Source organism: Kribbella sp. NPDC003505 (genome assembly GCF_040610875.1).
Taxonomy (GTDB): Bacteria; Actinomycetota; Actinomycetes; order Propionibacteriales; family Kribbellaceae; genus Kribbella.
Genome location: NZ_JBEXNA010000010.1, coordinates 144,560 through 164,972, shown reverse-complemented (window position 1 = coordinate 164,972; position 20,413 = coordinate 144,560). Strand labels below are relative to the sequence as shown.

Annotated in this window: 20 protein-coding genes; 11 read left to right on the top strand and 9 right to left on the bottom strand. The window is 70.5% G+C overall.

The window, feature by feature from the left end; all coding sequences use genetic code 11:
- Nucleotides 1-35 precede the first annotated feature (35 nt).
- Both ABZX12_RS30520 and ABZX12_RS30515 read right to left on the bottom strand, forming a co-directional pair.
- A complete protein-coding gene (locus ABZX12_RS30520; RefSeq protein ID WP_355698770.1) occupies nucleotides 36-1,109 on the bottom strand; it encodes a helix-turn-helix domain-containing protein in 1,074 nt (357 codons plus the stop codon).
- Nucleotides 1,110-1,157: 48 nt separating this feature from the next.
- Nucleotides 1,158-1,994: an aminoglycoside phosphotransferase family protein gene (locus tag ABZX12_RS30515; RefSeq protein WP_355698768.1), complete on the bottom strand. Its 837-nt coding sequence runs from the start codon at nucleotides 1,992-1,994 to the stop codon at nucleotides 1,158-1,160.
- 70 nt (nucleotides 1,995-2,064) lie between these two features.
- Between ABZX12_RS30515 and ABZX12_RS30510 the strand changes: the two genes are divergently transcribed.
- The 4 genes from ABZX12_RS30510 (at nucleotide 2,065) to rsgA (ending at nucleotide 5,751) form a co-directional block, all read left to right on the top strand.
- On the top strand, nucleotides 2,065-2,781 hold the full coding sequence (locus ABZX12_RS30510) for a DsbA family oxidoreductase (RefSeq protein WP_355698767.1): 717 nt from the start codon (nucleotides 2,065-2,067) through the stop codon (nucleotides 2,779-2,781).
- Between the two features lie 57 nt (nucleotides 2,782-2,838).
- Nucleotides 2,839-3,417 (top strand): DoxX family protein, encoded by a 579-nt coding sequence (locus ABZX12_RS30505; RefSeq protein ID WP_355698765.1) that lies wholly within the window; start codon nucleotides 2,839-2,841, stop codon nucleotides 3,415-3,417.
- 70 nt (nucleotides 3,418-3,487) lie between these two features.
- Nucleotides 3,488-4,774, top strand: a complete 1,287-nt coding sequence (gene aroA / locus ABZX12_RS30500) for a 3-phosphoshikimate 1-carboxyvinyltransferase (protein ID WP_355698763.1) — start codon at nucleotides 3,488-3,490, stop codon at nucleotides 4,772-4,774.
- Entirely contained in the window at nucleotides 4,774-5,751 is a 978-nt protein-coding gene (gene rsgA, locus ABZX12_RS30495) for a ribosome small subunit-dependent GTPase A (RefSeq protein ID WP_355698761.1), read from the top strand. The genes aroA and rsgA overlap by 1 nt, the downstream gene beginning before the upstream one ends.
- Before the next feature lie 14 nt (nucleotides 5,752-5,765).
- On the opposite strand, the gene ABZX12_RS30490 is transcribed toward rsgA, so the two are convergent.
- On the bottom strand, nucleotides 5,766-6,236 hold the full coding sequence (locus tag ABZX12_RS30490) for a DUF2231 domain-containing protein (RefSeq protein WP_355698760.1): 471 nt from the start codon (nucleotides 6,234-6,236) through the stop codon (nucleotides 5,766-5,768).
- A 146-nt stretch (nucleotides 6,237-6,382) separates the two neighbouring features.
- On the opposite strand from ABZX12_RS30490, the gene hisN reads away from it, so the two are divergent.
- Nucleotides 6,383-7,162 (top strand): histidinol-phosphatase, encoded by a 780-nt coding sequence (gene hisN / locus ABZX12_RS30485; protein ID WP_355698758.1) that lies wholly within the window; start codon nucleotides 6,383-6,385, stop codon nucleotides 7,160-7,162.
- Here the strand turns inward: hisN and ABZX12_RS30480 are convergent.
- Both ABZX12_RS30480 and ABZX12_RS30475 read right to left on the bottom strand, forming a co-directional pair.
- Nucleotides 7,146-8,357 (bottom strand): DUF6596 domain-containing protein, encoded by a 1,212-nt coding sequence (locus tag ABZX12_RS30480; RefSeq protein WP_355698756.1) that lies wholly within the window; start codon nucleotides 8,355-8,357, stop codon nucleotides 7,146-7,148. The two genes, hisN and ABZX12_RS30480, sit on opposite strands and share 17 nt — an antisense overlap.
- On the bottom strand, nucleotides 8,350-8,697 hold the full coding sequence (locus ABZX12_RS30475; protein WP_355699069.1) for a YciI family protein: 348 nt from the start codon (nucleotides 8,695-8,697) through the stop codon (nucleotides 8,350-8,352). The genes ABZX12_RS30480 and ABZX12_RS30475 overlap by 8 nt, the downstream gene beginning before the upstream one ends.
- Before the next feature lie 118 nt (nucleotides 8,698-8,815).
- Here ABZX12_RS30475 and ABZX12_RS30470 point away from each other — a divergent pair, with 118 nt between their 5' ends.
- Nucleotides 8,816-10,111, top strand: coding sequence for a pitrilysin family protein (locus tag ABZX12_RS30470; protein ID WP_355698754.1), 1,296 nt, complete (start codon nucleotides 8,816-8,818; stop codon nucleotides 10,109-10,111).
- Entirely contained in the window at nucleotides 10,108-11,457 is a 1,350-nt protein-coding gene (locus tag ABZX12_RS30465) for a pitrilysin family protein (RefSeq protein ID WP_355698752.1), read from the top strand. Before ABZX12_RS30470 ends, ABZX12_RS30465 begins: the two co-directional genes overlap by 4 nt.
- A 36-nt stretch (nucleotides 11,458-11,493) precedes the next feature.
- On the opposite strand, the gene ABZX12_RS30460 is transcribed toward ABZX12_RS30465, so the two are convergent.
- From ABZX12_RS30460 to ABZX12_RS30450, 3 genes are all read right to left on the bottom strand, one after another.
- Nucleotides 11,494-11,919: a CBS domain-containing protein gene (locus ABZX12_RS30460; RefSeq protein ID WP_355698750.1), complete on the bottom strand. Its 426-nt coding sequence runs from the start codon at nucleotides 11,917-11,919 to the stop codon at nucleotides 11,494-11,496.
- A 334-nt stretch (nucleotides 11,920-12,253) separates the two neighbouring features.
- Nucleotides 12,254-12,904, bottom strand: coding sequence for a response regulator transcription factor (locus tag ABZX12_RS30455; RefSeq protein WP_355698748.1), 651 nt, complete (start codon nucleotides 12,902-12,904; stop codon nucleotides 12,254-12,256).
- A 7-nt stretch (nucleotides 12,905-12,911) separates the two neighbouring features.
- Nucleotides 12,912-14,234, bottom strand: a complete 1,323-nt coding sequence (locus tag ABZX12_RS30450; protein WP_355698746.1) for a sensor histidine kinase — start codon at nucleotides 14,232-14,234, stop codon at nucleotides 12,912-12,914.
- A 99-nt stretch (nucleotides 14,235-14,333) separates the two neighbouring features.
- Between ABZX12_RS30450 and ABZX12_RS30445 the strand changes: the two genes are divergently transcribed.
- From ABZX12_RS30445 to pepN, 4 genes are all read left to right on the top strand, one after another.
- Nucleotides 14,334-14,828, top strand: coding sequence for a GyrI-like domain-containing protein (locus ABZX12_RS30445; RefSeq protein ID WP_355698744.1), 495 nt, complete (start codon nucleotides 14,334-14,336; stop codon nucleotides 14,826-14,828).
- A 52-nt stretch (nucleotides 14,829-14,880) separates the two neighbouring features.
- The gene (locus tag ABZX12_RS30440; RefSeq protein WP_355698742.1) at nucleotides 14,881-16,092 is read left to right on the top strand and encodes an MFS transporter; all 1,212 of its coding nucleotides are present in this window, start codon (nucleotides 14,881-14,883) and stop codon (nucleotides 16,090-16,092) included.
- A 102-nt stretch (nucleotides 16,093-16,194) separates the two neighbouring features.
- A complete protein-coding gene (locus tag ABZX12_RS30435) occupies nucleotides 16,195-16,854 on the top strand; it encodes a hypothetical protein (RefSeq protein ID WP_355698740.1) in 660 nt (219 codons plus the stop codon).
- Between the two features lie 18 nt (nucleotides 16,855-16,872).
- Nucleotides 16,873-19,305: an aminopeptidase N gene (gene pepN, locus ABZX12_RS30430; RefSeq protein WP_355698738.1), complete on the top strand. Its 2,433-nt coding sequence runs from the start codon at nucleotides 16,873-16,875 to the stop codon at nucleotides 19,303-19,305.
- Between the two features lie 21 nt (nucleotides 19,306-19,326).
- Here pepN and ABZX12_RS30425 read toward each other — a convergent pair whose 3' ends face one another.
- Entirely contained in the window at nucleotides 19,327-20,265 is a 939-nt protein-coding gene (locus ABZX12_RS30425; RefSeq protein WP_355698736.1) for an aldo/keto reductase, read from the bottom strand.
- Between the last annotated feature and the right edge of the window lie 148 nt (nucleotides 20,266-20,413).

Below are 20,413 nucleotides of genomic sequence, written 5' to 3'. Positions count from 1 at the left end.
TGGACGAGGTGGACGTCGACCAGGTCCTCCAGCAGCTACCGCGCGTTCGGCAGCGGGATTCCAGCCAGCGCGGCCGCGCCGTACGCGTCGATGTCCTCACCTGGCACCAGTCCGAGCAGCCGGAACATCCGCCGCTGCGCGGGGTCCAGCTGACGCAGCGACATCTCGAAGACCTCCGACACCGTGAGGTCGCCGTCGCGCAGGCGCTCCACGAGGGTGTCGAGAGTCCACGCGGGCCGGTGCCGGAGCCGCGCGGCTGCGACCCGGATCGCGAGCGGCAGGTTGCCGCACCGCCGCAGCACCTCGGCCACGTCACCGGGCCGGTCGCCGCCGGCGGACTCGACGAAGAGCCGGGCCGCCTCCTCGCCGGGCAGGACGTCGAGCGAGATCGGCTGGACGCCGTCGAGCTCGACCATGCGCCGCCTGCTGGTGACGACGACGAAGCTCCGGCCGGCGCCGGACAGCAGGGGCCCGACCTGCTCGGCGTCGACGGCGTTGTCGAGCAGCACGATCGCGCGCCGCGTGGCCAGCTCCGACCGCCAGAGCGCGGCCCGCTCGGCGAGCCCGTCGGGAATCCGGGCCGGCGGCAGTCCGAGGGCGCCCAGAAGGACTCGCAACGCCTCCACGGGTTCGAGGCGCTCCCGCCCCGGCGTGAAACCGTGAAGGTCCAGGTAGAGCTGCCCGTCCGGGAAGTCCGGGGTCAGCAGGTGTGCGGCATGGACGGCGAGCGCGGTCTTGCCGACTCCGCCCATGCCGTCGATCGCCACGAGCGACGTGCTGCGGGCCGCGTCGGCGAGCAGGTCCAACTCGGTGCGGCGACCGGTGAAGGCGGTGACATCGTGTGGCAGGTCGTTGCGGACCTGCAGCGCGACGGCTTGGTTCGTCTGTGGCGCGTCCTTGGCGCGTTCCCACACCTCACGCAGCGGTCTGGGGTCGCGGCCGGCGACCTTGCAGAGCGCGACGACTGTCGGCCACGGCGGAACCGCCTGACCGGCGAAGTACCGCGAGAGCGAAGAGCTGCTGGCGTTGATGTCACGGGCGAGCTCACGCAGGCTGCGACCGGTGAGGTCGCGCAGCTGTGCCAGCTGCCCCGCCAACTCATCACGCACGCCGGCTGGCCCTCCTCCCGTTCCAGCGGGCGATTCTAGGACCCCACGTCAGAGCAGCCGGTCGAGGGCCGCGTGGCCGATCGGGCCCCAGTGGGTTTTGCCGCCGGGGATGCCCTTCTCGCCGTTGATACCCATCGCGATCAGGAACAGCGCCCGCGTCAACGCCCAGCCGCGTGCCCGCCGTACCGTCGCCTCGTCGGTGCCGTACGCCGCAAGGAAGCGCTCGGGCTCAGGGAGCAGGATCCAGGCGGCGGCGACGTCGTTCGCCGGGTCGCCGACGCCGAGCTCCTCGAAGTCCACCACGCCGGCGAGCATGCCGTCGGCAACGACCACGTTCGCCGGGTGCAGGTCGCCGTGCAGCCACACCGGCGCCCGGTCCCACCGCGGCGCCGCGAGCGCGTCCTCCCAGACCGCGCGGATCTCGTCGACGCGCCCGACGTACGCCTGGACCTCGTCGAAGCCCGGACTCGGCGGCAGCGTCGATCGCTCACTCACCGGCGCGTCGGCCGGTGCCCGGGTGTGCAGCGCGTGCAGGAACCCGGCCAGTACGTCGGCCGCCGCCGGATCGCTAATCGGTGCGTGGTCCGCGGGTTCCCCGTGCACCCAGGTGGTGACCAGCCAGGTCCGCGGGAAGCGGTCCGACGGAGCGCCGAGATGCCGCGGGACCGGAATCGGCAACGGCAGCTGGTCGGCGAGGTCAGGGAGCCACCGGTGTTCTCTGTGAAGCACCTGAGGGGCGCCGGCGTGACGGGGCAGCCTCACGGCCAGGTCGTCGCCCAGGCGCCACATCTGGTTGCCCCAGCCGCCGATGACCTCCTTGAGCGGCAGATTCGCGAGATCGGGGTACTGCTCGCTCAACAGGGCCCGCACCAGCTCTTCGTCCATGGACCGTCAGACGCGTCACACCGGTGGCTGGTTGGGAATAGGTCCACGAAGCGGTCAGTTGCGGACAGTTATGCGCATTGATGTGTGGTCCGACGTCGTCTGTCCGTGGTGCTACATCGGGAAGCGGCGGCTCGAGCAGGCCCTCGCCGAGAGCGGCGACACCGCGGAGATCGTCTGGCACAGCTTCCAGCTCGACCCCTCGTCGACGAACGACGACCCGCGGGACCTGGCGACCCGGTTGGGTGAGAAGTACGGACGCGGCCGCGAGTGGGGTCTCCAGGCGAACGCCCACGTCACCGAGGTGGCGGCTGAGGTCGGACTGGAGTACCACCTGGACCAGGCGAAGCCGGTCAACACCGTCGACGCGCACCGCCTCCTGCACCTGGCTCACGACCTCGGTGCGTCCGGTGAGGTGCCCGCTGACACGCAGGGCCGCCTCAAGGAGCGTCTGCTCAAGGCCTACTTCACCGACGGCCTCCCGGTCGGTGACCACGCCACGCTGACCGAGCTGGCCACAGAGGTCGGTCTCCCCGCCGACCGTGTGCGTGAGGTCCTGGCCGGTACGACGTACGCCGAGGAGGTCGCGGCGGACCAGGCGCAGGCACTGGCGTACGGCGCCAACGGCGTGCCGTTCTTCGTCATCGACGAGAAGTACGGCGTGAGCGGCGCCCAGCCCGTCGAGGTCTTCAAGGAAGCACTGAGCCGGGCCCGCGGGCCGGTCACCCTCATCACCGCCCCGGCCGCCGGCGACGACCCGACTTGCGGCCCGGACGGCTGCGCGATCTGACAGTTGGGTACCGGGAGTTACACAACTCCCGTATATGTCTTGGTGTATGAAGGAGGCATGACTGTCGTGCGCGCACTGGCCAGGCCGTTGCTGTCCATGATTTTCGTCGTCCAGGGTGCGAACTCGATCCGCAACCCCGAGCCGCTCGTGCCCAAGGCCCAGCCGGTCGCGGACCGGCTCGTGCCGATGGTGAAGAAGGTCGCCCCGCCGCAGGTCAGCGACCGGATCCCGGAGACCACGGTCAACCTGGTCCGGCTGAACGGGGCCGTGCAGGTGGTCGGCGGCCTCGCGCTGGCGACCGGCAAGGGCCGGCGGCTCGGCGCGGCCGCCCTCGCCACCACATTGCTGCCGGTGACCGTCGCCGGGCATCCGTTCTGGCAGATGAAGGACAAGGAGTCCCGGCAGGCGCAGCGGATCCAGTTCATGAAGAACCTGGGTCTGCTGGGCGGTCTGCTGCTCGCCGCCGTCGACACCGAGGGCAAGCCCGGCGTGGCGTGGCGGGCGAGCCACGGCGCGAAGGCGGCGAAGCGGGAGACCAAGCGCGGCGCCAAGGCCGCCAAGCGGGAGGCGAAGGACCTGGCCCGCGAGGCCAAGCACGCCGCGAAACTCGCGAAGGCGGAGCTGCATCTCGGCTGACGCTCCCAGCACGGCCGGCGCAGGCCGATGCCCTAGGCTCGGAGCTGGACGGACGAGCCGAAGGAGTGGCATGACGGAGCAGCAGGGCTGGGCGGCGCCGCGGGCGGCGGCAGCAGTGACAGGCACGGTCACGGTGCCCGGATCGAAGTCGATCAGCAACCGTGCGCTCGTCCTTGCCGCGATCGCTGACGGCCCGTCGCACCTGACCGGCCTGCTCGCGGCCCGTGACACCTCGCTGATGCGGTCCGCCCTGGTCTCGCTCGGCGTCGCCATCACAGAGAAGCACAGCACTGAGAGCGGCACGACCGTGACCGTGACCCCGGGCTCGCTGAAGGGCCCGGCGAACGTGGACTGCGGTCTGGCCGGCACCGTGATGCGGTTCGTTCCGCCGGTGGCCGCGCTGGCTGACGGGCTGGTCGGCTTCGACGGCGACCCGTACGCGCGAGAGCGGCCGATGGGCGTCATCCTGGACGCGCTGCGCACCCTCGGCGTTCAGATCGACGACGGCGGCACCGGCCGGATGCCGTACACCGTGTCGGGCACCGGTTCGGTGCGGGGCGGAAAGGTGACGCTGGACGCCTCCGGGTCGAGCCAGTTCGTGTCCGCTCTGCTGCTGGCCGGCGCACGGTACGACGAGGGCGTCGACATCCGCCACGACGGCAAGCCGGTGCCCTCGCAGCCGCATCTGGACATGTCGGTGGCGATGCTGCGCGAGCGCGGCGTCCAGGTCGACGACGCAGAGCCGAACCGGTGGGTGGTTGCTCCCGGCCCCGTTCAAGCGCTGGACACGGCGATCGAGCCGGACCTGTCGAACGCGGCGCCGTTCCTGGCCGCCGCCGTCATCACCGGCGGCTCGGTCACGGTGACCGGCTGGCCGGCGAAGACCACCCAGCCCGGCGGCCAACTGCCGGAGATCTTCACTCGCTTCGGCGCCTCGGTCAGCCGGACCGACGACGGCCTCACGGTCCGCGGAACGGGCCGGGTGCAGGGCTGTGACCTCGACCTGAGCGAGGTCGGCGAGCTGTCCCCGGTGATCGCCGCGGTGGCCGCCTTCGCCGACGGACCGTCGTACCTGCGCGGCATCGCGCACCTGCGCAACCACGAGACGGACCGGCTGGCGGCGCTCGAGACCGAGTTCAACGCGCTCGGCGGCGACGTCACGCAACTCGAGGACGGCCTGGCGATCCGGCCGAAGCCCTTGCACGGCGGGCTCTTCCGCACCTACGCCGACCACCGGATGGCGCACGCCGCCGCCGTCGTCGGCCTGCTCGTCGACGACCTGCTGATCGAGAACATCGGCACCACGGCGAAGACCCTGCCCGAGTTCCCGCAGCTCTGGTCGGAGCTCGCCGGCTGATGTCGCGGTACGACGAGGAGGCCAGGTACGACCGGCCCAAGCGCCGCACGCGGCCGCGGACCAAGGACCGCCCCTCGTACGACGACGCGGCCGAAGGCTTCGTCATCACCCGGGACCGCGGCCGCTACACCTGCTGGGTCGACGACCGCCAGGTGACCGCGATGAAGGCCCGGCAGCTCGGCCGGACCGGCGTGATCGTCGGTGACCGGGTGAAGCTCGACGGCGACGCCAGCGGCGACGAAGGCACCCTTGCGCGGATCGTCGAGGTGCTCCCCCGGACGACGCTGCTGCGCCGCTCGGCCGACGACGACGACCCGGTCGAGCGTCCGCTGGTGGCGAACGCCGACCAACTCGTGATCGTCGTCGCGGTCGCCAACCCGGAGCCGCGGACCGGGCTCATCGACCGGTTCCTGGTCGCCGCGTTCGAGGCCGGCATGCGGCCGCTGCTCTGCCTCACCAAGACCGACCTGGCCGATCCGGACCCGTTGCTCTCGATCTACCGGCCGCTCGGCGTCGAGTCGGTCGCGACGCACCAGGGCGGCGACCTGACGAAGCTTCGCGAGCAGCTCGACGGCAGGACCAGCGTCCTGGTCGGCCACTCCGGCGTCGGCAAGTCCACCCTCGTCAACGGCATCATCCCCGGTGCCGCCCGAGCTGTCGGCATCGTCAACGAGGTCACCGGCCGCGGGCGCCATACGTCGACGAACACGGTCGTACTCCGGCTGCCGGACGGCGGCTGGCTGATCGACACGCCCGGCATCCGTTCGTTCGGCCTGGCCCACGTGGACCCGGACAAGTTGATCCACGCCTTCCCGGACCTGGCAGAGCTGGCCGCGGACTGCCCGCGCGGCTGTACCCACGCCGCCGACGCCCCTGACTGCGCACTGGACGAGGCCGTCGCGGACGGCCGCGCCGACGCCGACCGGGTCACGTCGTTCCGCCGTCTGCTGGCCAGCCGCGCCGCGACCAGCTACTGACGGCGTACCGCCCGCTACTTCGGGAGCTGTCCTTCCCACACCGCCCGGGCGCCGGCGTCGCCGGTGCGGACGGTCTGCCAGATGACCAGCACACCGACCACGACCACGGCGGCCTGCGTCAGCAACTCGAGCGGGCGGCTCGTCCCGGTCCGGCCGTCGCGTTCGCGCAGCAGCAGAAAGGCGGCCACGGCAACGACCGCGAAGATCAGGCAGTACCAGAACAGCAGGTTCCCGCGCTTCTCGTGCAGCGCGACCGCCTTCGCGAGCGTCGGTACGGCGGTCACGAACGCCTCACCGCTCTTCTTCGCCACGTACGCGCAGACGACCGTCCCGACGCCGAGCACGAGCGCCGGCCAGCGCAGCAGCCGGCGCCACCGCGGCACCACGGCGAACACGATCCCGGTGAGCGCGGCCACCGGCAGCAGCACCACGGTCAGATGGATCACGAGCACGTGCAGCGGCAGGTCACCGAAGCGCTCGAACATTGACGCCTCCCGGCGGTGGTCAGGACGTGGTCAGACACTAATGGCACGTTCAACGACCGCATTCGGTTCAATCGGCGCCGCAACCGATCCGCAACGTTCCCCGGACGGCCGAAGCGTTCACCTGCCGTTCAGGCTAGCCTTCCGGCATGCCTTCGCACACGGATGACCTGCGGCTCGCCCACATCCTGGCCGACGACGCGGACTCGACCACGATGGACCGCTACAAGGCGCTCGACCTGCACGTGGCCACCAAGCCCGACCTGACCCCGGTGAGCGAGTCGGACAAGAAGGTCGAGGACGTGATGCGCAAGACGCTCGCCCGGGCGCGGCCGCGGGACGCGTTCGTGGGCGAGGAGGACGGCACCAGCGGCTGGGGTGTGCGGCGCTGGGTGGTCGACCCGATCGACGGCACCAAGAACTACATCCGCGGCGTGCCGGTCTGGGCCACGCTGATCAGCCTGATGATCGAGGACCAGGTCGTCGTCGGCGTCGTCTCCGCGCCGGCGCTCGGCAAGCGCTGGTGGGCGTCGTACGGCGACGGCGCCTGGACCGGCCGCGCGCTGCACTCGTCGCAGCCGTGCCGGGTCAGCGACGTGAGCCGGATCGAGGACGCGTCGCTGTCGTACGCCTCACTCAAGGGCTGGGAGAAGCTCGGCAAGAAGAACCAGTGGGCCGACCTGATGGACTCCTGCTGGCGGACCCGCGCGTACGGCGACTTCTGGTCGTACATGCTGGTCGCCGAAGGCGCGGTCGACATCGCCGCCGAGCCGGAGCTCAATCTGTACGACATGGCCGCGCTCGCGATCATCGTCGACGAAGCCGGCGGCACGTTCACCTCCGTCGACGGCGTGCCCGGCCCGAACGGCCCGAACGCCGTCGCCACCAACGGCCGCCTGCACGACGAGGTCCTCAAGCGCCTCGAGTGATCCGCCGCTGCAGGAATTCCGCCTCGACCGCATTGCTGGTGAACGCCAGCGCCTCCTCGTACGCCGCCCGCGCGTCCTGGATCCGCCCGCACCGCCACAGCAACTCGCCCCGCGTCGACGCCAGATACGGGTACGTCGCCAGCGCCGGATCGTCCGGCAACTGCGCGAGCGCGGCCTCGGGCCCTGCGACGTAGCTGATCGCCACCACGCGGTTCAGCGCCACCACCGGGGAAGGCCAGCGCCCGAGCAGGACGTCGTACAGCCCGAGGATCTCCGACCAGTCCGTGTCCTCCCAGCGTGCGGCCTCCGCGTGCACGGCCGCGATCGCGGCCATCAGCCCGAACCGCCCGGCCGGTCGCAGCGCCTCGGGCATCAGCCGTAGCCCCTCGTCGATGAGCTCGCGGTCCCACAGCGAGCGGTCCTGGTCCTCCATCAACACCAACCGGCCGTCGGCCACCCGCGCGGCCTCCCGTGCCTGCGTGAGCAACAGCAGCGCCAGCAGCCCGGCGGCCTCCGAGCTGTCCGGAAGCAGAAGACGGATCATCCGGGCGAGGTCGAGGCCCCGACGACCGAGATCGGTTCTGGTGAGAGCGTCGCCGTCAGCCGCCGTGTGGCCGGCGGCGTACACGAGGTGGACGACGTCGAGGACCGCGTCGATGCGCTCGGGAAGGTCGGGCGCCTTCGGGATCCGGTACGGGATGCCCGACCGCGAGATCTTCTGCTTCGCCCGGGTGATCCGAGCCTGCATCGTGGTCTCCTTCACCAGGAACGCCTTGGCGATCTCGGCCGACGACAGCCCGCACACCAGGCGCAGCGTCAGCGCGATCTGTGCCTCCTGGGCGAGTGCCGGGTGACAGCAGGTGAACACCAGCCGCAGGCGATCGTCGGGGAAGGTGCCGTCCTGGACGTCGTCCTCGGGCATCAGCAAGGGCAGCTTGCGCCGGGCCACGTCGGCCCGCCGCCGCAGCTCCAGCGCCCGGCGGGTGGCGACCGTCGTCAGCCAAGCACCCGGCCGCCGCGGCACGCCCTGGTCCCGCCAGTGCACCAGGGCCTTCGCGTACGCGTCCTGGACGCAGTCCTCCGCCAGGTCCAGGTCCGCGGCGACCCGCGCGGTCGCGGCGAGCACGGCGGCCCACTCGGTCGAGTGGGCCGCCGCGACGGCCTCTGCAACTGACGGCGCGACCGGATCAGCCACCGTTGACCAGTGGACGGACCTCGACACCGCCCATCGGCGACGGGACCTGCTTGGCGATCGCGAGCGCCTCGTCCAGGTCGGCGGCCTCGATGACGTAGTACCCGCCGAGTACTTCCTTGGTCTCCGCGAAGACGCCGTCGGTGACGACGTACCCGCCGTTGCCGTCCGCGCGGATCGAGGTCGCGGTAGTGCTCGAGTCGAGCTGGCCGCCGCCGCGCAGCGCGGCGCCGTTGGCCTCCGCGAACGCCAGGTGGTTCTTGTGGTTCTGCTCCGCCACCGACGGGTCGGCCGCGGCCCACTTCGCCTCGTCGTCGTAGATCATCACCAGGTACTTGCCCATCACGGGTCACACCTTTCTCGTCGTGCTCCGGTTCCAGCATTCACCATCCCGATGTGTGACCCGGCCCGGAATCGACAACCGCCCCGGACAGGTTTCCCGACCACGTATGGTGGCCGGTATGCCCTTGACGTACCCCATCGCGGAGCAGACGCTCGACAACGGCCTGCGGGTCGTCGTCAGCTCGGACCGCGCCGTCCCCATCGTCGCCGTCAACCTCTGGTACGACGTCGGGTCGCGCCACGAACCGCCGGGCCTGACCGGGTTCGCGCACCTGTTCGAGCACCTGATGTTCCAGGGGTCGCGCAACGTCGCCTCCGGTCAGCACTTCAGCCTGCTGGAGACTGCCGGCGCCAGCCTGAACGCGAGCACCTTCTTCGACCGGACCAACTACTTCGAGTCGCTGCCCAGCGGCGGCCTGGACCTCGCGCTCTGGCTCGAGGCGGACCGGATGGGTTACCTGCTCGACGCGGTCAACCAGGAGAACCTGGACAACCAGCGCGACGTCGTCAAGGAGGAGAAGCGGCAGTCGTACGACAACCGCCCGTACGGCGACTCGTACGAGCGGCTCGTCCGGCTCGCGTTCCCCGAAGGCCACCCGTACGCGCACATGACGATCGGCTCGATGGCCGACCTGGACGCGGCCTCGGTGGAGGACGTGCACGCGTTCTTCCGTACGTACTACGGCCCGAACAACGCGGTCCTGACGATCGTCGGCGACGTGTCCGAGGACGACGCGTTCGACGCTGCCAAGCGGTACTTCGGCCACCTGCCCGCGATCCCTACGCCGCCGCCCGCGCCGGACGGGACGATCGGCCCGATGACCGGCGTCCAGCGCGACGACGTGGTGTCCGACGTACCGTCCGACCTGGTCACGATGATGTTCCGGCTGCCCGTCGACGGGACGCCCGAGCTGGACGCCGCCGGGCTCGCGCTCGACATCCTCGCCGCGGGGCAGAGCGGCCGGCTGAACCGGCGGCTGGTCCGCGACGAGCAGATCGCGCAGTCGGTGTCCGGCGGCGCGCTGCCGCTGATCGGCGGTGTGTCGTTCGGGACGCTGACCGGGATCGCGTCCGACGGCGTCGACCTGCAGCAGGTCGAGGACGCGCTGCTCGAGGAGATCGAGAAGCTGGCCGCGGGCGGCGTCACCGCGGACGAGCTGGCCACGGTGCAGGCCCAGGCCGAGCGGGACTGGCTCGAGCAGCTGGCCACCTGCGCCGGCCGGGCCGACGAGATCTCGCACCACGCACTGCTGTTCGGTGACGCGAACCGGATCAACACCCGGATCGACCAGATCCAGGCCGTGACCGTCGAGCAGGTCCAGGCCGCCGCCCGGAAGTGGATCCGCGCCACCGGCCGCGTCCAGGTGACCTACCGCCGCCAAGAGACCGCACCGGAGTCGGGAGCGCAGGCATGAACCAGGTTCTGACCACCCCGCCGGCCGTCGGCGCGCCGCGTCCGTGGAAGTTCCCGGAAGCGGTCACCACCCGGATCGGCGCCGGTACGCCGGTGCACGTCTACGACCGCCCGGGGCAGTACGTCGCCACCGTCCGGGTCACGATCGCGATGCCGCTGATCGCCGAGCCGCGGGACCTCGAGGGCGTCGCGACGATCATGTCGCGGACCCTCGACGAGGGCACCGAACTGCATTCGGCCAACGAGTTCGCCGCCGCGCTGGAGCGGCACGGAGCGGCGTACGGCGTGGACGTCAGCTCGGACGCGCTGCACGTCGAGATCTCGGTGCCGGTGTCGCATCTCGCCCCCGCGGTGCGGCTGCTCGCCGAGGCGATCACCCGGCCGGCGTTCAACCAGGCCGACGTCGGGCGGCACGTGACGATCCGGCTCGGCGAGATCAACCAGGAGCGGGCGAACGCCGGCTACCGGGCGCGCGAGGCGTTCGCGGCGTACCTGTTCGACCCGTCGACGCGGCGGTCCCGGCCGACCGCGGGCCGGCCGGACACGATCAGGCCGTTGACGAACGTCGAGGTCGCCGACTTCTACCGCAGGAACATCGGCCCGGAGCGGGCGGAGATCCTGTTCGCCGGCGACGCGACCGGGGTGGACGTGGCCGGCATCATCGACGAGGCCTTCGGCAACTGGACCTCCTCGGCCGGTACGGCGCTGGAGACACCGGAGCCGATCTACCTCCCGGGCAACCGGGTCGTGCTCGTCGACCGGCCGGGCTCGGTGCAGAGCCAGCTGCTGATCGGCTGCGCCGGTCCCGACCGGCGGGATCCGGCGTGGGGCGCGGCCGCGGTCGCGAACCACGTGGTCGGCGGGACCATCACGTCCCGCGTGGACACCGTGCTCCGCGAGGAGAAGGGGTACACGTACGGCACCCGGACCAGCTTCGCGGCGCCGCGCAAGGGCGGCACGTTCAGCCTCGGCGGTGCGGTCCGGACCGAGGTGACCGGCGCGGCGATCGGAGACGCGCTGCGGATCCTGCTGGAGGCGCGCGACGGGCTCACCGAGCAGGAGGTGCAGGAGGCGAAGGACAGCCTGATCCGCACCGCCCCGCTGCGCTACGAGCAGGCCGACTCGGTGGCCCAGCAGGTCGGCAGCAACATCGCGAACGGCGTGCCGATCGACTTCGCCGACACCTACCTGACCAACATCGCGGCCACCACCGCCGCCGAGGCGACCGAGGCCTACCGGCGCTACGTCGGGACCGACGGCCTGCTCGTGGTCGTCGTCGGCGAGGCCAAGGACGTGCGCCCGCAGCTCGACGGTCTCGACCTCGGTGAACTGATCGAGGTGAGCTGACTCCGCTGCCCCCGGCCCCGCCGGGGGCAGCTCAGCTCAGCTGCTGATGTAGTTGGACAGCTGCTCCTTCTCGAACTCGAGCTCGCCGATCCGGGACTTGACCACGTCACCGATGCTGACCAGCCCCGCAAGGTTGCCGTCGACAACGACCGGGACGTGCCGGATCCGGCGGTCCGTCATCAGCCGCATGAGGTTGTCGATCAGATCGTCCGGCGTGCAGGTGTGCACCTCCGACGTCATGATCGCGCTGACCCGGACGTCGCCCGCGTCCGGCGTACCGTTCCAGAGCCGGACGATGTCGCGCTCGGACACGATGCCCGCCACGGACGACCCGTCCGGACTGACCACCACCGCGCCGATGTTGCGGTCGGCCAGCAGTGCGAGCAGCTCGGTGACAGTGGCTTCTGGGGAGATGGTGACGACCTCGTTGCCTTTGCCGCGCAGTACGTCGTTGATCTTCACGGAGCCTCCTGCAGATCGAGGACCAATACCCAAAGGTAGCGAAATCCGGCCCGGAGCGGCAGACCCTCGCCTGTCACAACCGGTGACAACGAAAGACAACCGAAAACTGGTTGCTCTTGGCATCGACCAGCGGCCGGTCGGGCCGTCTCCCGCGCTCAGCAGCGTTTAGGTGTTTGAACGCTCAAAAGGACCTTGGTCCCTGGCCAAGACCCGGTCTCGTTACATAGCGTTACCGCATGCGGTGCTCACGGGGGATGTGGGGCTCCGGGGGGTAGACCGAATCGCGAGGGCGGTAGGGAGGGAGACCGCCCTCGTGATCGGTCCATGGGAGACGTCAGGACGGGTCGTCCCGGAGCAGGTCGATCGCCGCCTGCCGGTCCTTGACGCGGAGCTTGCGCAGCACCGACGAGACGTGCACCCGGACCGTCGTCGGGGACAGGAACAGCCGCTTGGCGACCTCGTCCGTGGTCAGTCCCTCGGCGAGCAGGGCCATCACCTGCCATTCGCGGGAGCTCAGCAGGCTCGCGGGCCGCGACCGGCGGCCGAGGCGCCGTCTGCCCGGCTCCCGGAACTCGTCCAGGATGCGGGCCACCAGCGACCGCGGGATCGCGGCCTCACCGGACAGCACCCCGCGCAGCGCGGCCGGCAGCCGGTCCGGGTCGGTGTCCTTGAGCAGGTAGCCGGAGGCGCCGGCGCGCAGCGAGTCGAACAGGTCATCGTCGTCGCGCGAGACGGTGAGCATCACGATCGCGATCGCCGGCAGCAGCCGGGCGATCTCCGCGGCGGCCCGGATCCCGCCGCCGGGCATGTGGATGTCGAGCAGGACGACGTCCGGCCGGTGCTCCTGGGCGAGCCGGACGGCCTCGGGCCCGGTGCCCGCCTCGGCGCAGACCTCGAATCCGCCTGCCTCCAGCGCGTGCCGGATGTGCGCCCGGAGCTGCGGGTGGTCGTCGGCCATCACCACCCGGCGCGGATCCGCGCTCATCGCCCTGTCACCATCTGATCTTCACCGTCGTCCCCTCGCCCGGCCGTGAGTCGATCTCGAAGGTTCCCGGCAGCGCCTCCGCGCGTTCCCGCATGCTGACCAGTCCGAACCCCGCGTGCCGGGCGACCGCGTCGAAGCCCGGCCCGTTGTCGGAGACGACCAGGTGGCTCCCCCCGGAGTCACGCCCGAGCTCGACCCTGACACGTTCCACCCTGCCATGCCGGACCGCGTTCAGGACGGCTTCCCGGGCGATTCGCACCAGCGCATGCCGTTGCGGGCGGTCGACGACGATCGACTCGTCGAGCTCGAGATCGAGCCCCACGCCGTACCGCTGGGCCAGCTGCTCGACCGCGCGGTGGAGCACGAGACCGAGCGGCTCGTCGTCCGAACGGCCGAGCGCCTCGAGCATCTGCCGCGCCTCCTCCATCGCGCGTTCGCTGGCGCCGAGGATCCGGTCGACCCGCGAACGATCGGCGTCCGCGAAACCCGAGATCTCGGAGCGGATGTAGCCGAGCTCCTGCAGTACGCCGTCGTGCATCTCGCGGGCGACCCGTCGCCGGTCCTCGACGACCGCGGTTTCCGCCTGCAGGGCCCAGTGCCGGCTGATCTCCCGGCCCGCCGCGATGAGCAGCAGCAGGTACGAGCCGGTCCGCAGCAGACTGCCGGAGTACAGCAGATCGGCGCGTTCCGGTGGGAAGAGCAGGTAGCTCAAACGCGCGAATGCCGCCAGCGCGCAGGCAGGACCGAGCCACCGCAGCAGTACGTCGTCCCGGCTGCGCGCCTGCACCGTGAACGCCACCGCGGCCACCGCGAAGCACACGAGCGTGAGGATCTGCGGGACCAGGAGCGCGTTGCTGGTGGCATCGGCCGGCAGCGAATCCTTCCGCCAGTACACGACGGCACCGACCACGAGCATCGCGACGACGGCGGGCGCCAGCGCCCAGTGCCGCCAGCCGTGCCGGCGCGCGAGGCGGGCCGGGACGAGCGCCGCTGCCGCGATCAGAAGCGTCCCGACGATCCGCAGGGCCGGCGGCAGCCAGTTGCCGAACGCACCGGCCGGGTTGTTCTTGACGAGTGTGACGCTGAGCAGCGCGTTCGCCGTACCGAGGACGACCAGTCCCTGCAGCAGCAGGAGATCCTGACGCGTGTAGGTCCGCAGGAAGCGCCCGTACACCAGGAACGCGAGCAGCAGCGCGACGCACGCGTTGACGGTCTCGAGCACAAGATGCGCCGCCGCGCTCTGCTCGCCGAACTCCTGCTCCCAGCGACCCACCCCGACGGCCGCGGCCATCCCGAGCACCAGGATCCCCAGCGCAACGCTCCCCCGCATCCCCCAGACCCGGCCTCTCACAACCACCGACCGTACGCCGAACCGGCACTGTCCGGAAACACCCGAAGTCGGTGGCACAGTGGCCGCAGGAGGTGACTGATGGAGGTGCTGGAGCCGAACCGGGTCGTCGAACAGGCCGCTCGGGACTGTCTCGGAATCCGGGTGGTGACGCCGTTCCGCGGCATGCTGGGCAAGCGCGACGAACTGCTCGACGAGCTCATCGCCTGGCTGGACGACCGCACGATCGACGACGCCGGCCCGTTCTTCCTTCGCCTGCACGTGATCGACATGAGCGGGCCGATGGACCTGGAAGTCGGCGTGCTGACACCGGCCCCGTTGCGCGGCGACGCCCGCGTGCGGGCCGGCACGCTGCCCGCCGGGCGCTACGCGACGCTGACCTACCGCAACCACTCGCTCCGGGCCAACCGGTCGCTGCTGGACTGGGCTGCCGCCGAAGGACTCGTCCTCGACCGTCACGAGAGCCCCGCCGGCGACGTCTTCGGCTGCCGGTACGAGGCGTACCGGACCGACCCGCGGACCGAACCGCGCAAGACGAAGTGGGCGGTGGAACTCGGTATTCGCCTCGCTGACTGACGCGCGCGGCCCGTAGGATCTGCGGGTTCGCGCGTCGGCGGAGGGGGCTTCGGTGGGGTTTCGGCAGGATCTGGCCGTACTGCGGCATCGGGACGTGCGGATCTTCGTGTCCGCGCGGTTCATCTCGATCCTCGGCTCGGCGATCGCGCCGGTGGCGCTGGTGTTCGCCGTCCTGGACGTGTCGCACTCGGCCGGCGCGGTCGGCATCGTGCTGGCGGCGCGGAGCATCCCGAACATCGTGTTCCTGCTGATCGGCGGCGTGATCGCCGACCGGCTGCCCCGGCACCTGGTGCTGGTCACGGCCAACACGATCAGCGGCCTCACCCAGGGACTCGCCGCGGCCCTGGTGCTCACCGGGCACGCGACGATCTGGCAGCTCGCGGCGATCGAGGCGGTGAACGGGGTGGCGGCGGCGTTCGTGATGCCGGCGATGACCGGCATCCTGCCGTCGATCGTGGACCGCGCCGAACTCCCGCAGGCGAACGCGATCGCGGGTTTCGCCCGCTCCGCGGCGATGATCGGCGGCGGCGCGGTCGCGGGCGTGATCGTCGGACTGACCGGGCCCGGCGTCGGGCTCGCGGTCGACGGCGTGACGTTCCTGATCGGCGCGCTGCTGCTGTTGCGGCTGCGGATCCCGCGGATCGTCCGGCAGGCGAGCTCGATCGTCACCGACCTGCGCGAGGGCTGGCACGAGTTCGTGTCCCGGCAGTGGGTCTGGGTGATCGTGCTCGCGTTCGCGTTGCTCAACCTGATCTACACGGCCTGCTACCAGGTCCTCGGCCCGGTGATCGCGGACCGCACATTCGGCCGGGCCGGCTGGGGTGTCGTGAGCGCCTGCTTCGGCGCCGGACTCGTTGCCAGCGGCATCATCATGCTCCGGCTCAAACCCCGCCGCCCGCTGCGCACCGGGATGCTCGGCATGCTGCTCACCGTCCCAGTGATGCTGTGCCTGGCGCTGCTCCCGCAACTGTGGGCAATGGCGATCGCGGCCTTCGTCCTCGGCGTCGGCTTCGACATCTTCGGGATCAGCTGGGAGACCGCGCTCGGCCAGCACGTCCCCATCGACAAGCTGTCGCGCGTGTCGTCGTACGACATGCTCGGCTCGTTCATCGCCGGTCCCGTCGGGCAACTCACCGTCGGGTACGTCGCGGTGGCGATCAGCGCTCGGGCGGTCGAGCTGTACGGCGCCGCGCTGTTCGTACTGATCACGGTGGTGACGCTGGTCGTCCCGTCGGTCTGGAACCTGCGCCGCCTGGACGTCTGACCTCTGGTGGGTCAGCGTCCGAGATGCTGGGTTTGCGCCCCGGATCTCGGGCGCACACCCGGTATCTCGGACGTCCACCCATCAAATGCGTAGGCTGGACGTGTGAGCTCAATCGTTCCGGGACCGCAGAAGAAGATCGGCGAAGAGATCGACGCCGCGCGCTCCGGCGCGAAGCCGTTGAGCGCGGGTGATCTCAACGCGTCGGCGCCCCGTGTCGAGGAGCTGACCGGCCTCGACGACTGGCCGGAGACCTTGCGCGCCGCAGTCGAGGCCGAGTACGCCCGTGCCGCGGCCCTGGACTCCAACCGCCGCCGGACCGCCGACAGCTCTGTGAGTGAGCTGGTCGCCTGTCTCGACACCCTCCTCGACGAGATCACCGACCACCTTCAAGCCGCCAAGCCCCGCCTCTTCGGCAAGGCAACTCCCGTCGAGCCGTCCCCCGAGGTCGCCGCCCACCTCGGCATCCCGCCGGACGACCTCACCCCACCACCCCACCGCACCGCCGTACGCACCCTGAAACAGCTCCGCACCCAACTGAAAGACCTGGAAGCCGCCCCCGACCACTCGCGCCTGACCCGCCTGACCACCTTCATCATCCGCCTGGCCGTGGTCCTGGACGCCGCCCCCGACACCGCCTCCACACTGGCCCCCATAGCCCTCTCCCGCTACAGCCAAGGCCTTCCCGACCCCCAGTGGACCGCCACCTTCCCCGAAAAACTCTCCACCTGGCAGAACACCCGCCGAACCCTCACCAACCTCTGAATTTCGAGAGGGAAGGCGATGAGCGTCCGGAGTCTGACCCAAGCTGAGGCTGAGGGGCGCTCGAGCCTGCTGACGGTCGAGCGGTATGACGTTGCCGTCGATCTGACCGACCTGCCGACCGGCTCGCGGGTTCGGTGTGAGTCGACGATCACCTTCGCCTGTAGCCGCCCCGGCGCCGAGACCTTCGCCGACTGTGTGGCGGAGGTCGACAGCGTCGTGCTCAACGGTGTCCGGCTGCCGGCGGCCGTCGAAGGGCGGATCGCACTGGCTGACCTCGCCGAGCGCAACATCCTCACCGTGGTCACTGTCCCGGACTGCTCGACCGGTGAGCAGGGTGTTCACAAGGCCGTCGATCCCGCCGACGGCGAGGTGTATGCGTACACGGACTTCGAGCCCGACTACGCCCGGCATGCCTGGGCGTGTTTCGATCAGCCCGACCTGAAGGCGCCGTACACATTCACCGTGACGGGTCCGGCCGGTTGGCTGGTGCTGAGCAACAGCGGCGACCCGCAGATCGAAGACCTCGGCTCCGCGCGTCGGTGGACCTTCCCGGCGACGCCACCGCTGGCGACGTACAACACCGTGATCAACGCCGGCCCGTACTACGAACTGCGCCGGAGCGGCGCGGGCCACGATCTCGGCCTCTTCGCTCGCCAGTCACTGGCGCCGATCCTCGACCGGGACGCCGACGAGCTCTTCACCCTGACCGCCCAGGGTCTCGAGTTCTTCGCGGACAAGTTCGGCATGCCGTTTCCTCAGCACAAGTACGACCAGGTCTTCACGCCCGAGTTCCCCGGCGCCATGGAGAACTTCGGCTGCGTCACCTGGATGGACTGGTTCCTGCGCCGGACCACCCCGACACGCGCGGAGTGGGACCTCTTCTCGCGGTACCTGTTGCATGAACTCGCGCACATGTGGTTCGGCAACATCGTCACCATGCGCTGGTGGGACGACCTGTGGCTCAACGAGGCGTTCGCGGAGTTCGCGAGCAACTGGGCCGCGGTGAGCGCGACGTCGTACACCGACGCCTGGGTGACGCATCTGGTCGACGGGAAACTCAACGCCTACTTCGTCGACCAGGGACCGACCACGCACCCGATCCGCCGGCCTGTCCGGGACGTCCTGCAGGCCGAAGCGACTTTCGACGCGATCACCTACCCCAAGGGTGCGTCGGTGCTGCAACAGCTGATGACGTACGTCGGTGAGGCAGAGTTCTCGGTGGGGCTGACCAACTACTTCGCCAAGCATGCCTGGGGCAACACCACGCTGCAGGACCTCATCGATGCGGTCGCCGAGTCGAGCGGACGTGACCTGGAACGGTGGCGTGCGGGATGGCTGGAAACCGCCGGCACCGACCGGCTGACCCTGGATCACGACGAGGATGGTTTCGTCCTGGTCGCCAAGGGGCCCGGTGGGCAGCCGCGTCCGCAGGTACTTGCCGTCGGCGCCTATCGGGGACAAGGCGACCGCCTCGCACGGGCGGCACTCGTCGAGGTCGAGATCGCCGGCGAACGGACTCGGATCGACCTGCCGGCCGGTGCGGACCTCTACCTGGTCAACGACGAAGACCTGACCTTCGCCTCGACAAGACCCGATGCGGCGACCGGAAACACGTTCTTCGGCAACGCCGCCCGCCTGCCCACACCCATCTCGCGGGGTATCGCGGTCACCACGGCCTGGGACATGCTGATCAACGGCGAAGCGACAGCCGCCGAAGCCGTGCAGTGCCTGACCGGGGTGCTCGAAGTCGAGACGTCCGCGTCGGTGATCGAGCCGTATCTCGACCTGGCCGTCGAGGCCGCAGAGCTGTGGAGTCCGACCTGGGAGCGCGACACGCTCCTGCGAGCGGTGGCCGCGGCGTGCCGCAACCTCTCCGGCGTTGGCGCCTACCGGAAAGCGGCACTGCGTGGCTTCGCCCGCACCGCAGCCGACCTGGAACAGGTTGGGTGGCTCCAGGTCGAGGCCGGTGAGGACGTCGATCTCCAGTGGCGGGCGCTGGTTCGCAAAGCTCAGCTCGGCGGCCCGACCGCTGCCGAGGCACAGGCCCTGCTCGAGCGGGACCCGGATCCCGAGGCGTGGGTCAGCAGGCTTCAGGTCCGTGCGGCAACCCCGGACCCGGGTGCGAAGCAGGCGGTGTGGCAGACGCTGGTGACGGAGCGCGCGGTACCGCTGGCTTCGGTCTACTCGGTTGCGGCGCCGTTCTGGACCGCCGGCCAGGACGACCTGCTGAGGCCGTATGCGGAAGCCTACCTCGGGCTCGTGCCGACCATCCACCGTGGCGGAGCCATGCCGGCGAAGACCTTCACCAGACACCTCTTCCCGCAGTTCGGTGTCGACCTGACCTTCGTGGAACGAGCAGAGATCCTTGCGGCACAAGCTGTCCCGGTGATCCGCGAGAACCTCCTGGAGCGTGCCGATCGGATGCGCCGCATGCTGCGCTCCCGCGGCTGAGCTCCTTCCGGTCGGCGTCGCCTATGCGTCGTCCAGCTCCGCCAGTTCATCCTCGGCGAGGATGGTGGACGCACCTACCACGGCCTGCTCGACCTGTTCGACACTGCTGACTCCGACGATCGGGGTCAGCGCGGGGCTCCCGGAGGCCAGCCATGCGAGCACCACCTGTCCCGGTCGGAGTCCGCGCGCAGCGGCGACGCGGCTCAGTGCCGCCAGCCGTCGTTCGGTGCCGGGGTGGCGGTACTCGGCCTCGAGCGCGCGGTCGTTGCGGTCGTACCGGCCCTGGAGGGTGGCGGTGTAGACCCAGCCGTCGACCGACGGGTTGCGTCGCAGGAAGTCGAGGCCGTCCGGTGACAGCATTCCCAGCGGGATCGGCTGGCCCTCCACGGCCATGCCGCCGGCGGGCTGAAGGTAGGAGTAGCGCTCCTGGTAGGCGGCCGGTTGCGGATGGCCGGTGCGTTCGGCGGTGGCCCGGATCCGCTCGAGCAGCCAGGACGGATGGTTCGAGACTCCCCAGCGGGCGGTCAGGCCGTCCCGGACCAGGCCGCCGAACGTCTCGACCAGGTCCTCCACCGGAACGGCCGGGTCTTCGACGTGCGCCCAGTACAGGTCTACGCCGTCCACACCCAGCCGCTCCAAGCTCTGGGCCATCGCTGCGCGCACGACGTCCTCGCGCAGCCCTTCGAGATGGTCGGGGAACCCGCCGACCCGCGTGGGCTGCGCGCCGACCTTGGTACTGAGACGGACGCGGACCCCGGGGTTGGACGCCAGCCAGCGGCCCAGCAGCGCCTCGCTCTGCCCGCCGAAGCCGGTCCTGGAGGTCCAGAAGCTGTAGTTGTTGGAGGTATCGATCAACGCTCCGCCCAGTTCGGCGTACCGGTCGAGGATCGAGAAGGCGGTCGGTTCGTCCACCCCCGTGCCGAAGTACATCGTCCCGAGGGCCATCGCGGGTGTGTTCATGCCACCACCCTCACTCCTGGAGCGCGCTCCAGGTCAAGCCACCTGAATCGAGGTCGCCGCGCACAGCCGATCCCCACGACTCACCACCCGACCAACGGCCGTCCGGGCGTGAAGCCGGCCGCCGCGAAGCGATGCCCGGTGACCAGTC

Coding starts and splice junctions, on each gene's coding strand:
- ABZX12_RS30515 (WP_355698768.1), bottom strand. CDS start 1,994: ATGGACGAAGAGCTGGTGCGGGCCCTGTTGAGCGAGCAGTACCCCGAT.
- ABZX12_RS30510 (WP_355698767.1), top strand. CDS start 2,065: ATGCGCATTGATGTGTGGTCCGACGTCGTCTGTCCGTGGTGCTACATC.
- ABZX12_RS30505 (WP_355698765.1), top strand. CDS start 2,839: ATGACTGTCGTGCGCGCACTGGCCAGGCCGTTGCTGTCCATGATTTTC.
- aroA (WP_355698763.1), top strand. CDS start 3,488: ATGACGGAGCAGCAGGGCTGGGCGGCGCCGCGGGCGGCGGCAGCAGTG.
- rsgA (WP_355698761.1), top strand. CDS start 4,774: ATGTCGCGGTACGACGAGGAGGCCAGGTACGACCGGCCCAAGCGCCGC.
- ABZX12_RS30490 (WP_355698760.1), bottom strand. CDS start 6,236: ATGTTCGAGCGCTTCGGTGACCTGCCGCTGCACGTGCTCGTGATCCAT.
- hisN (WP_355698758.1), top strand. CDS start 6,383: ATGCCTTCGCACACGGATGACCTGCGGCTCGCCCACATCCTGGCCGAC.
- ABZX12_RS30475 (WP_355699069.1), bottom strand. CDS start 8,697: ATGGGCAAGTACCTGGTGATGATCTACGACGACGAGGCGAAGTGGGCC.
- ABZX12_RS30470 (WP_355698754.1), top strand. CDS start 8,816: ATGCCCTTGACGTACCCCATCGCGGAGCAGACGCTCGACAACGGCCTG.
- ABZX12_RS30465 (WP_355698752.1), top strand. CDS start 10,108: ATGAACCAGGTTCTGACCACCCCGCCGGCCGTCGGCGCGCCGCGTCCG.
- ABZX12_RS30455 (WP_355698748.1), bottom strand. CDS start 12,904: ATGAGCGCGGATCCGCGCCGGGTGGTGATGGCCGACGACCACCCGCAG.
- ABZX12_RS30450 (WP_355698746.1), bottom strand. CDS start 14,234: ATGCGGGGGAGCGTTGCGCTGGGGATCCTGGTGCTCGGGATGGCCGCG.
- ABZX12_RS30445 (WP_355698744.1), top strand. CDS start 14,334: ATGGAGGTGCTGGAGCCGAACCGGGTCGTCGAACAGGCCGCTCGGGAC.
- pepN (WP_355698738.1), top strand. CDS start 16,873: ATGAGCGTCCGGAGTCTGACCCAAGCTGAGGCTGAGGGGCGCTCGAGC.
- ABZX12_RS30425 (WP_355698736.1), bottom strand. CDS start 20,265: ATGAACACACCCGCGATGGCCCTCGGGACGATGTACTTCGGCACGGGG.